We start from the raw sequence: 10944 nt of genomic DNA, 5'->3' as shown, positions 1-10944 counted from the left end.
CCAGCGTTGCCGCACCGTCGATATCGACCTTGTCAGAGAGGCGGAGAACCGAGACCTCGGGCGCCAGCAGATATTCAGCCATGGTGCCGTCGCGATGTTCGCCGAAAATCCTGGCGGACAGGCACAGGGTCTGGTCACCGGCAAGGCAATAGCGGCAGGCGCCGCAGAATTCGTAAGGATATAGGATCACCCGGTCGCCGGGTTTGAAGTTTGAGTCGGGATTGGCCTCGGCCACCTCGCCAACGCCATCGACGCCCATGATCTGGGGCAGGGTATGGGTGATGCCAGCGCCATTGTCGCGCATGTAAAGATCGACCCGGTTCACCGAGGCCGCCAGCATGCGGATGACGACATGACCCTCTTTCAACGCGGGCCGCGGCACTTCGGTGACCACTGCTCCGTCCGGGCCGCGATGTTTCAGCAAGACTGCGCGCATTTCCTGTCCTCCCCCGTTTCTGACCGGTGGTTTCACCGGAAGATCAGGATGCGCGGGGCGCAGAGGCCGGTCAACCGTTTGACGCGCGAATGAGACAGCGAAACGCCCGGCGCCGGACGGCGGTTTGCGCCATCTTTATCACTGGTGATTTTACAAGGGATGAGATGGTGGGCGACCCTGGAATCGAACCAGGCGTGCGTCTCCGCGAGGGAGTTACAGTCCCCTGCCACACCTTGCGGCCTGTCGCCCATCTCATGCGGCGCTGCCGCTTTGAGTAGCGGGGGGATACAACTGCCATTCGGCACCGTCAATAGGAAAATCCCTTGCGCATGGGGTGTATTGGCGGCAAGGTCCGGCTTCCCAAACAGCAGGGGCAGGGGTGATGAAAAAGCCAACCTGGGTGATTGAAAAAGAACGGTCCAAACGGGCCGCTGCGGCCGAAACCGTGTGGTTGTTCGGGCTGCATGCGGTGCGCGATGCGTTGATGAACCCGCAGCGCGAGCGTCTGCGGCTGGTCGTCACCAAAAACGCCGCCGACCGGCTGGCCGATGCGATCGCCGTCTGCGGTATGGAGCCGGAAATCAGCGACCCGCGCAAATTCGCCGCGCCCATCGATTCGGGCTCGGTGCATCAGGGCGCTGCGCTTGAGGTCAAACCCCTGGACTGGGGCGCGCTGACTGAATTGTGCGAACCGAAACTGGCCAGCCCGCGCGTGGTGCTGCTGGACCGGGTGACCGATCCGCATAATGTCGGCGCGATCCTGCGCTCGGCCGAGGTGTTCGGCGCGCGGGCGGTGATTGCGCCGCACCGGCATTCGGCGCCGGAAACCGGGGCGCTGGCGAAAACCGCCTCGGGCGCGTTGGAGCGGCAGCCTTATCTGCGGGTGCAGAACCTTGCTGACGCGATGGAGGATCTGCGGCGCATGGGCTATGTCCTGCTGGGTCTGGATGGCACCGCCGAGTTGTCGCTGGACGACGCGCTGGCCAAGGCCGGCGATGTTCCGGTGGGTCTGGTTCTGGGGGCCGAAGGGCCGGGCCTGCGCGAACGCACCCGCGCCACCTGCGACCATCTGGTTAAGATCCCCTTTGCCGGCGCGTTCGGATCGCTGAACGTGTCGAACGCGGCAGCGGTGGCGCTGTATGCGGCGCGCAGAGTGTGATCACATTTTCTTGACACGAACTGGAAATGGCCTTGCCGGTGCTTATTTACCTATCACGAAGCGCAGCACCGGAACTGCTACGTTTCGCTTCACTGTCCCTCGTTCCGTGACTGGCGCCCGGTAAATAGACCGGGCGCTTTTTTTATGTATAGTCCGCGCATATGAGCTTTTATTCCGACGCCCTGCTGAAAGATGTGCTGACCCGGACCAAGGTGATTGCCGTGGTCGGGGTTTCAATGAACCCTGTTCGCCCAAGCTATTACGTCGCCCGATATCTGGGCCTGAAGGGCTATAAGGTGATCCCGGTCAATCCCGGTCACGCGGGCGAGCGGCTGTTCGGACAGGTGATTTACCCTGATTTGGCGTCGATTCCGCCGGAAATCCCGGTGGATATGGTCGATATCTTCCGGCGCTCGGATCATGTGCCGCCGATCGTGGACGAGGCTTTGGCCAATCTGCCGTCGCTGCGCACAATCTGGATGCAGATCGGGGTCGAGAATCAGGATGCGGCCAATATGGCAGAATCAGCCGGGGTGACGGTTGTTCAGAATCGCTGTCCGAAAATCGAATACCAGCGCCTGTTCGGGGAATTGCGGATGGGCGGATTCGCGACCGGGATTATTTCCTCCCGGCTTTAGGTCGCGTGAACCCGGTTCCTAAAACATAGTGAACGTGTTTATTAACTATTGAAGTGGGCAGTTTTACGTGCATCATTGCACTTGAAACGAAAATTTCGGACAAGCGGCCTTTGGGGGGAAGGTTTGCTGGACTGAAACTCAAGACCGCATACTAATAGTTATTGATTATAATCAAAAGTATGCTATGTGAGGCGCGATAAATGTCCTAGCCTAAGGTTTGAGATTCGTGTCTCATGCCGATTGGGGCATTGCTTAATAATGACGAGACATTGCTATCAGGGAGGAAATGCAATGAAATTTACCCGTAGATATTCGCTGGGATTGATTGGTGCTGCCGTATCGGCGCTGACTTTGGGCTTCGCCGCGCCTCAGGCGCAGGCGGCCGAGGTTACGCTGCGTATGCACCAGTTCCTGCCGGCTCAAGCCAACGTCCCGAAGAACGTTCTGGACGTCTGGGCCAACAAGATCGAAGCGGAATCGGGTGGTCGGATCGAAATTCAGCGGTTCCCGTCGATGCAGCTGGGTGGCAAACCGCCAGAGCTGATCGACCAGGTTGTTGACGGCGTCGCCGACATCGTCTGGACCGTCGCCGGTTACACCCCGGGCCGCTTCCCCAGTGGTGAAGTGTTCGAACTGCCGTTCATGATGACCAACGCCGAGGCCGTGTCGCGCTCGTATTGGGAACTGGCCGAAAGCCGTGGTCTGTTCGACACCGAATACAGCGACTTCCACGTTCTTGGTCTGTGGGTGCATGGCCCCGGTCTGATCCACTCGAAAAAACCGATCACCTCGGTTTCGGATCTGAACGGCGTCAAACTGCGCGCGCCGACCCGTGTGACCAACATGCTGTTCAGCTCGCTGGGTGCGACCCCCGTCGGTATGCCGGTTCCGGCCGTGCCCGAGGCACTGTCGAAAGGCGTGATCGACGCGACCATCATCCCGTGGGAAGTGACCGGCGCTTTGAAAGTGGCCGAACTGGTGGGCAACCACACCACTTTTGGCGACAACACGCTGTATACCACCGACTTTATCTTCGCGATGAACAAGGACAAGTATAACAGCCTGCCGGACGACCTGAAGGCGATCATCGACTCCAACTCGGGCGCCGACTTCTCGGCTTTCGCTGGTAAGCAGATGCAGATCGACGATGAACCGTCGCATCAGATCGCCATTGATCGCGGCAACACCATCATCGTTCTGAACGACGAACAGGTTGCCGAGTGGAAAGCTGCCGCGCAGCCGACCATCGACACTTGGGTTGCCGAGATGGACGCTGCTGGCAAAGACGGCACCGGCCTGGTGGCTGAAGCCAAAGCGCTGATCGAGAAGAACACGCACTAAACAAAACGAATCCCGGCGGTCAGATAATGACCGCCGGGATTTTGTTTGCACATTCGTAAAGGTCAGGGGGAAGCGATGGGCAATGCGATGTTAAAACTTGCCCGTGCGATGGCGATCATCGGCGGGATAAGTCTGACGATACTGGTGATACTGGTATGTGTCAGCGTTCTGGGGCGCGGCGCGAACACATTCGGACATTCGTCGCTTTTGACCGGGCTTGCGCCGGGGCTGGCCGACGGGCTGATTGGCACCGGGATCGGGCCGGTTCAGGGCGACTTTGAGATTGTCGAGGCAGGCATGGCCTTCACGATCTTCGCCTTCCTGCCGATCTGCCAAATTATGGGCGCCCATGCGACGGTGGACGTGTTTACCTCGTTCATGTCGAAATCGGTGAACGCCTTTATCATCACCTTCTGGGAGATCGTTCTGACCGTCTTGATCGTGCTGATCACCTTCCGGCATTTTGACGGCATGATGGGCAAGGTCCACAACGGCGAGACCACCTTTCTTCTGCAATTTCCGGTCTGGTGGGCCTACGCGGCCAGCTTTGCCGCCGCCGTCATGGCGTCGATCGTCGCGGTCTATTGCGCGGCGGCCCGCGTGATGGGGCTGGTGACCGGCAAGAAGTATCTGCCTAACTCCGAGGGGGCGATCCATTGAGTATTCTAGAACTGGGATACGTCTCGTTCCCGATCCTTCTGGTGATGATCTTTCTGCGGGCCCCGATCGGGCTTGCCATGTTCCTGTGCGGCATTGGCGGGCTGTATTTCGCGATGGGCGGCCCGGTCATGTTCATGGCCAAGCTGAAAAGCGAAACCTATTCGACCTTCTCCAGCTATTCGTTGTCGATCATTCCGATGTTCCTGCTGATGGGCCAGTTCGCGACGCTGAGCGGCATGTCGACATCGCTGTTCAAGGCGGCGGAAAGCTTTCTTGGGCACCGCAAGGGCGGGGTGGCGATGGCCGCCGTTGGCGCCTGTGCGGGCTTTGGCTCGATCTGCGGCTCGTCGCTGGCGACCGCGGCCACCATGAGCCGCGTGGCTTTGCCGGAACTGCGCCGCTATGGCTATTCGGGCGGCTTTTCGACCGCCACTCTGGCTGCGGGCGGCACGCTGGGCATCCTGATCCCGCCGTCGGTCATTCTGGTGATCTATGCGATCCTGACCGAGCAGAATATCGCCAAGCTGTTCCTTGCCGCATTCGTGCCCGGGCTGCTGGCGGCGCTGGGTTATATCATCACCATCTCGGTCTATGTGCGTGTGCATCCCAAGGCCGCAGGCACCCGTGAGCGGGTCGCATGGCCCGAACGTATTCAGGCCCTGATCGCCGTGTGGCCGGTCGTGCTGCTGTTCTCGCTGGTGGTGGGCGGTATCTATCTGGGCTGGTTCACCCCGACCGAGGGTGCCGCTGTGGGCGCTGCGGGCACGGGTATCGTGGCGCTGGTTTCCGGCAGCCTGACGTGGAAGATCTTTGTCGACAGCATCATTGCCACGGCGACCTCGACCGCGATGATCTTTTTCATCGTGCTGGGGGCGGGGCTGTATAACAGCTTCCTCGCGCTCAGTCAGGTGCCGCAGGAACTGTCGAACTTTGTCGTCAGCCAAGGCTTCAGCCCGTGGACGGTGCTGGTGCTGATTCTGTGCTTCTATCTGGTGTTCGGCTGTCTGATGGACAGCCTGTCGATGATCCTGCTGACGATCCCGATCTTCTTTCCGGTCATCAGCGTTCTGGATTTCGGCATGAGCCTTGAGCACGTGGCGATCTGGTTCGGCATTCTGGTGCTGATCGTGGTCGAGGTCGGATTGATTACCCCACCCGTCGGGATGAACCTGTTCATTATCAATGCGATGGACCGGGAAACCCCGATCTCGGAAACCTATCGCGCGGTGATGTATTTCATCGCATCCGATCTGGTCCGGGTCGCGATTCTGGTGCTGTTTCCGGCGATCACACTGTTCCTTTTGCCCTCGTAAGCGGGTCAAGCGGCCGCCTGTTCGTCAGCGAACCGGCGGCCGTAATATTTTGCTTGATAATGGTTATCAGGTATAATTATTATCCACGAGACGCTTTACCAGGAGTGAGATGAGAATGGAAATTTCCGGTCAGAATGCACTTGTCACCGGCGGTGGCAGCGGTTTGGGCGCGGCGACTGCGCGCCGTCTTGCATCGCTTGGCGCGAAAGTCGCCGTGCTGGACTATAACCTCGAAGCCGCTCAGGCCGTTGCTGATGAAATCGGTGGCGTTGCCGTGCAGGCCGATGTCAGCAAAAGCGCCGATGTCGAAGCCGCGTTCAACGCCGCTGTCGAAGGTCTGGGCAGTGCGCCGCGGATCGTGGTCAGCTGTGCCGGGATCGGGTCGGCCGCGCGCATCGTTGGCCGCGAAGGCAAGCTGTCGTTCGACGTCTTTGAAAAGACCATCGCGGTGAACCTGATGGGCACCTATTACATCATGAGCTACGCCGCCCGCGCCATGGCCGATCTTGAGGCCCTGAACGCCGATGGCGAGCGCGGTGTCATCATCAACACCTCGTCCGTGGCCTGGCAGGACGGTCAGTTCGGTCAGGGCGCCTATGCCGCGTCCAAGGCCGGTGTGGCCTCGCTGTGTCTGCCCGCGGCCCACGAATTCGCCCGCAGCGGTATCCGGGTCATGGCCATCGCGCCGGGCCTGTTTGAGACCGCCATGACCGAAACCCTGCCCGATGACGTGCGCGCCGCGATCATCTCGAACATCCCGTTCCCGTCGCGGCTGGGCCATGCGAATGAATATGCCAAGCTGGTGGAAGCCATCGCCACCAATCCGATGCTGAACGGCACAACCATCCGGCTGGACGCTGCCGTGCGCCTGCCGCAACGCTGAGGGAGATACAGCGAATGTCCGAAGAAATTCTGAAGGTCGAAGTCGACGGCGATATCGCCACCGTGACCATGAACCGCCCCGGCAAGCGCAACGCCATGTGCGACGAGCTGCTGCAGGCCATCGACAGCTTTTTCAGCTACCCGCCCAAAGGCGTCAAGGTTGTCATCCTGACCGGCACCGCTGGCCACTACTGTTCCGGCCTTGATCTGTCCGAGCACAAACAGCGCGACGCCGAAGGCACCATGCGCCATTCGCGCGGCTGGCATGACGTGATGGACAAGGTCCAATACGGCGGTCTGGTCGTGATCTCGGCGATGTTCGGCGCGGTGATCGGCGGCGGTCTGGAACTGGCCACCTCGACCCATGTGCGGATTGCCGAACCCTCGACCATTTTCCAACTGCCCGAAGGCCGTCGCGGTATCTTTGTCGGTGGTGGTGCCTCGGTGCGCGTTGGCCGGATTCTTGGTGCCGACCGCATGACCGAAATGATGCTGACCGGTCGTAAATACGGCGCCAAAGATGGTCTGGAACTTGGCCTGACCCATTATTCGGTGGGCGAGGGCGAAGCCCTGCCGCTGGCGCGCGAACTGGCCCGCAAGGTTGCCGATAACGCACCGCTGTCGAACTATGTCATGATCCAAGGCCTGGCCCGCGTCGCTGACATGTCCGAGACCGACGGTCTGTTCACTGAAAGCCTCTGTGCCGCTCTGACCCAGACCAGCCCGGATGCCGTTGAAGGCCTTGCCGCCTTCCTCGAAAAACGCGACGCGAAGTTTAGCTAAGCCAGTGACCAGTCATCACGACATCACCGCGAACGCAGCTGACACCGTGCAGGCTGATCACACCCTTCGTGGGTTTATCGGTTATGTGATGAAGCGGTGTTTCAACTCTGTGCAGGCCGATCTGGCCCGCGAGCTGGAAGCGCTTGATCTGCGGATGCTCACGTTTTCGGCGCTGATCGTGGTGGTCGATAACGCAGGTCTGCGCCAGTCCGAACTGGCGCAGGCACTTTCGGTGGAACGGCCAAATCTGGTGGTGATCGTGGACGAGCTGGAAAAGCGCGGCCTGATCAAACGCACACAGGTTCCGACCGACCGCCGCGCCTATGCCCTGACGCCGACGGCGGCGGGGAAAGAGCTGTATCACACGGCGCTGAAAGTGGTGCAGGATCACGAGGCCAAGATCCTTGCAGGGCTGACAGATGAACAGGTTCGCACCCTGCGCGACGCCTTGAAAAGCATCCAGAAATCGGCGGACGGCTGATCAGTCCGGACGCGGCGCGTTGCGCACGGGCGAGCGGCTGGCGGCATTGTTTTCATCGGCGATCCGCGTCAGCAGCGACAGCAATTGATCGGCCTCGTCGGCGCTGAGCGGCTCAAGGAGTTTCGCCTGCGCCGCGGTTACAGCGGCCTGCGCATTTTCCAGCAAGGTCTGACCAGCGGGTTGCAGGAACACGGTTTTCGCCCGGCGGTCGGTTTTCGACACCTGCCGGCGCACCAGCCCGCGCCGTTCAAGATTGGCCAGAACATTCGCCACCGTGGTGCGGTCCATGGCCGTGACCTCGGCGATGCGGATCTGGTCGGACGGCCCGATTTCCTCCAACGCCCGCAGCGCCGAATATTGCAGCGGCGTCAGGTCGAACGCCGCGCATTTTTCCAGAAACAACCCGACCGAAATCTGATGGCAGCGGCGGATCAGGTGGCCCGGAAGGGCGTGAAGGTCAGTCATGGTCATGCCCTTACGCTGGTTGTTGTTGCCCAAGTATAGGGCGCGAATTGCAGTTGAAACAACACGTTTATTGCGCCGGAAGTTATTGTTTTATAATAAAAAACCGCCCGAAAATTCGGGCGGTTTTGTCGCTGATTTATCGGACGCTTACGCCGGGAATTCTTCGAAGAACCCCAGTTTGCGCTGCATCGGCGCGTCGTCCACCTGAAACAGGAACGCCGGTTTGGTCGACGAGGTGTTGGTGATCTTGACGTTGGCATGGGTCGGCACCGCAAAGGTGTCGTTCTCGTTCCAGTTCAGTTCCACACCATCGACCACGGCCTGACCCGAACCCTCGACCACGTTCATCACGGCCGAAGCCGAACGGCGGATCGGGGTAACGGTTTCACCCGGACGCAGCATCAGCGCCGAGAAGCCCAGCACCGGCATACATTCGTCGCCGGTTTCGGGGTTTACATAGGCCAGTTGCACCGCATCGCCCATGTTGGTGACGGTGGCCAGCGCCTCAAGCGACGAGCGCACGTCTTTCCACGGGAACCGCTTCAGCGGATAGCGGCCCTTGGGCCGGTTCAGCGCCGAATAGGGGATCAGACCCGACCGGACAAAGTTGTTCTGCGATGCGTCGGGCTGGTTGCACACCTGCTGCGGGTCGCCCTCGATCGAATACGAGGCCTCAAGCGCAAACACCGTTGGCAGATCCAGCGCGTCCAGCCAGACAACCGCGTCCGACCCTTCGTGGCCGTGCTCGTGCCACAGACCCGACGGCGTCAGGATCAGGTCGCCCTTTTCCATCGGCAGCTTTTCCCCGTCCACGACGGTGTAACCGCCGTGACCTTCGACCACAAAGCGCACGGCGCTGGGGCTGTGCAGGTGGTTCGGGGCGGTTTCGCCCTTCAGGATCAGTTGCATACCGATATAGATCGACGGAGTTGCCTGCATGTTGGCCAGCCCCAGACCGGGGTTGGCCAGAACCAGCACGCGGCGCTCGGCCTTTTCGATCGGGGTCAGTTCACCCGCTTCCATCAGGCGCGGGCGAATGTCGTCGTATTTCCACAGCACCGGCTGCGTCCGGCGCGCCGGGATGCCATAGGGCAGGGCAGCGCGCAGGCTGGGCCACAACGGAACGAGATTTTTCTCGGTCAGGCTGTTGCGATACTCAAGCGGAAGGTCTTCGAGAGTTCCAAGTTCAGACATGCGTGCCTCCTTAGCGCTGGTTCACGGCGTTGAGATCGACTTCGTCCAGGCCGGTGCCGCCATAGAGCCAGGCCAGGCTTTCGCGATACTGTTCCTGGGTTTTCGCACCCAGAACCGCGTTGCGAACCAGACGGTGGGCGCCGGTCGGGTGATAGACGTGCTTGCCGATTTCGCGCGACGACAGAACCACGCGATAGGCGCGCGGGATGCGGGCGGCCTGATAGTCGGCGAAGGCAGCGGCAAAATCGCCATCGTGTTTTTCCAGCTGGTGCGCCAGCATCACGCTGTCTTCCATCGCCATGCAGGCACCCTGAGCGAAATACTGGTGGGTGGCATGGGCCGCGTCACCGATCAGGGCGACGTTGCCGTCAACCCAGTTGTCGATCGGATCACGGTCGGCCAGAACCCAGCGGCGCCAGTTGTCCGGCACTTCCAGCAGCTTGCGGGCGCGCGGCACCAGTTCGCCAAAGCGCGACAGGATTTCTTCCTTGGTGCCGGGCTCGTTGACGCCGACATTGTCGATATCGGTTTCGAACGTGGCCACTAGGTTGAAGGTTTTCCAGCCTTGCAGCGGGTAATGCACCATGTGGCATTTCTTGGCAGCCCACAGACCAACCGCGTTCCAGCGCAGGTCTTCCGGCATCTGATCCAGTTGCAGCACAGCGCGATAGGCGACGTGGCCCGACAGTTTCAGCTCATCCCCACCAGTCATCTGTTCGCGGATTTTCGAGCGCACACCGTCGCCGCCAAGCACGGCATCGCCTTCGTAGACATCGCCCGATTCGGTCAGAACCTTGGCGCCGTTCGGGGTGTTTTCATAGCCGGTAACGACCACGTTGTTGACCAGTTCCACGTTTTCGTGGGCGCGGCAGGCGTCCAGGAACACCGAATGCAGGTCGGCGCGGTGGATCACGGCATAGGGGTTCTTGAACCGCTCGCGGAAGGGCTCGCCGATGTCGATATGCGAAACTTCGTCGCCGGTTTTGCCGTCCATCAGGATCAGCTTGTCGATATAGACCGCCTTGCTGCGGCCGGCGTCGCCGACGCCCAGATAATCCATGGCGTGAAAGGCGTTAGGACCGATCTGGATGCCCGCGCCGATTTCACCGAACTCGGGGGCCTGTTCCAGAACCGTGACCTTATAACCTTTGTTGGCAAGACCCATCGCCGCCGAGACGCCGCCGATCCCGCCGCCTGCGATGATGATTTTACCCTTTGATGCACTCATGGTGTTCCCTCCAGATTGGCTGAATTGCTTTAGATCCGACGACTCCCGATGGTCGGAAATTGGCTGTGGTGTAGCTGATAATCAGCATGCTGTCAATAAAGGTAGAACACTTATTAATTAAGGGTGCTCCGCCTGATCGCGTGCCAGCAGCCTAACACAAAAGATGTGTACGCATAATATGTATACTAATTATAAGTATCGACCGGACAGCCCTCACCTGTGCACCGGATGGTCACATTTCTGAGGCGCGCCTCAGATCACAAAAGCGAATCCCGCCCGCAGACCGGCAGCGTCCGTAAATCTGATTTGTGGCAAATGAGTTTCAACTTTTTCCGCAAGCGCAGGTTCGGCCTCAAACGGTCAT

General features: G+C 60.2%; 12 protein-coding genes and 1 tRNA gene. 8 read left to right on the top strand and 5 right to left on the bottom strand.

Features of this window, described 5'->3' with window-relative positions:
* Nucleotides 1-436, bottom strand: a 436-nt coding sequence (locus ABYW26_RS04585; protein ID WP_372603613.1) for an alcohol dehydrogenase catalytic domain-containing protein, incomplete at its 3' end; no start/stop codon positions are given.
* A 165-nt stretch (nt 437-601) separates the two neighbouring features.
* Nucleotides 602-685 (bottom strand) — tRNA-Tyr (locus tag ABYW26_RS04580).
* Between the two features lie 133 nt (nt 686-818).
* Here ABYW26_RS04580 and rlmB point away from each other — a divergent pair.
* From rlmB to ABYW26_RS04540, 8 genes are all read left to right on the top strand, one after another.
* On the top strand, nt 819-1595 hold the full coding sequence (gene rlmB, locus ABYW26_RS04575) for a 23S rRNA (guanosine(2251)-2'-O)-methyltransferase RlmB (protein ID WP_372603612.1): 777 nt from the start codon (nt 819-821) through the stop codon (nt 1593-1595).
* 161 nt (nt 1596-1756) lie between these two features.
* Nucleotides 1757-2233, top strand: coding sequence for a CoA-binding protein (locus ABYW26_RS04570; RefSeq protein ID WP_372603611.1), 477 nt, complete (start codon nt 1757-1759; stop codon nt 2231-2233).
* Between the two features lie 291 nt (nt 2234-2524).
* The gene (locus ABYW26_RS04565; protein WP_372603610.1) at nt 2525-3574 is read left to right on the top strand and encodes a TRAP transporter substrate-binding protein; all 1050 of its coding nucleotides are present in this window, start codon (nt 2525-2527) and stop codon (nt 3572-3574) included.
* Between the two features lie 75 nt (nt 3575-3649).
* Complete coding sequence (locus ABYW26_RS04560) at nt 3650-4234, top strand: TRAP transporter small permease (protein ID WP_372603609.1); 585 nt, start codon at nt 3650-3652, stop codon at nt 4232-4234.
* The gene (locus ABYW26_RS04555) at nt 4231-5547 is read left to right on the top strand and encodes a TRAP transporter large permease (RefSeq protein WP_372603608.1); all 1317 of its coding nucleotides are present in this window, start codon (nt 4231-4233) and stop codon (nt 5545-5547) included. Before ABYW26_RS04560 ends, ABYW26_RS04555 begins: the two co-directional genes overlap by 4 nt.
* A 115-nt stretch (nt 5548-5662) precedes the next feature.
* Nucleotides 5663-6430, top strand: coding sequence for an SDR family NAD(P)-dependent oxidoreductase (locus ABYW26_RS04550; RefSeq protein WP_372603607.1), 768 nt, complete (start codon nt 5663-5665; stop codon nt 6428-6430).
* A gap of 14 nt (nt 6431-6444) precedes the next feature.
* Nucleotides 6445-7212: a crotonase/enoyl-CoA hydratase family protein gene (locus ABYW26_RS04545; protein ID WP_372603606.1), complete on the top strand. Its 768-nt coding sequence runs from the start codon at nt 6445-6447 to the stop codon at nt 7210-7212.
* A 4-nt stretch (nt 7213-7216) separates the two neighbouring features.
* Nucleotides 7217-7693 carry a MarR family winged helix-turn-helix transcriptional regulator gene (locus tag ABYW26_RS04540; protein WP_372603605.1) on the top strand — a complete coding sequence of 159 codons (477 nt, stop codon included), beginning with the start codon at nt 7217-7219 and terminating at the stop codon, nt 7691-7693.
* Here the strand turns inward: ABYW26_RS04540 and ABYW26_RS04535 are convergent, their stop codons facing one another.
* The 3 genes from ABYW26_RS04535 to ABYW26_RS04525 all read right to left on the bottom strand — a co-directional run bounded on the left by ABYW26_RS04535 (nt 7694) and on the right by ABYW26_RS04525 (nt 10580).
* Nucleotides 7694-8158 (bottom strand): MarR family winged helix-turn-helix transcriptional regulator, encoded by a 465-nt coding sequence (locus ABYW26_RS04535; RefSeq protein ID WP_372603604.1) that lies wholly within the window; start codon nt 8156-8158, stop codon nt 7694-7696.
* Between the two features lie 147 nt (nt 8159-8305).
* Nucleotides 8306-9352: a cupin domain-containing protein gene (locus ABYW26_RS04530; RefSeq protein ID WP_372603603.1), complete on the bottom strand. Its 1047-nt coding sequence runs from the start codon at nt 9350-9352 to the stop codon at nt 8306-8308.
* 10 nt (nt 9353-9362) lie between these two features.
* Nucleotides 9363-10580: a 3-hydroxybenzoate 6-monooxygenase gene (locus ABYW26_RS04525; protein WP_372603602.1), complete on the bottom strand. Its 1218-nt coding sequence runs from the start codon at nt 10578-10580 to the stop codon at nt 9363-9365.
* Nucleotides 10581-10944 lie beyond the last annotated feature (364 nt).

Source organism: Actibacterium sp. (assembly GCF_041584535.1).
Classification (GTDB): Bacteria; Pseudomonadota; Alphaproteobacteria; order Rhodobacterales; family Rhodobacteraceae; genus Actibacterium_D.
This window is presented reverse-complemented; position numbering and strand designations above follow the sequence as displayed.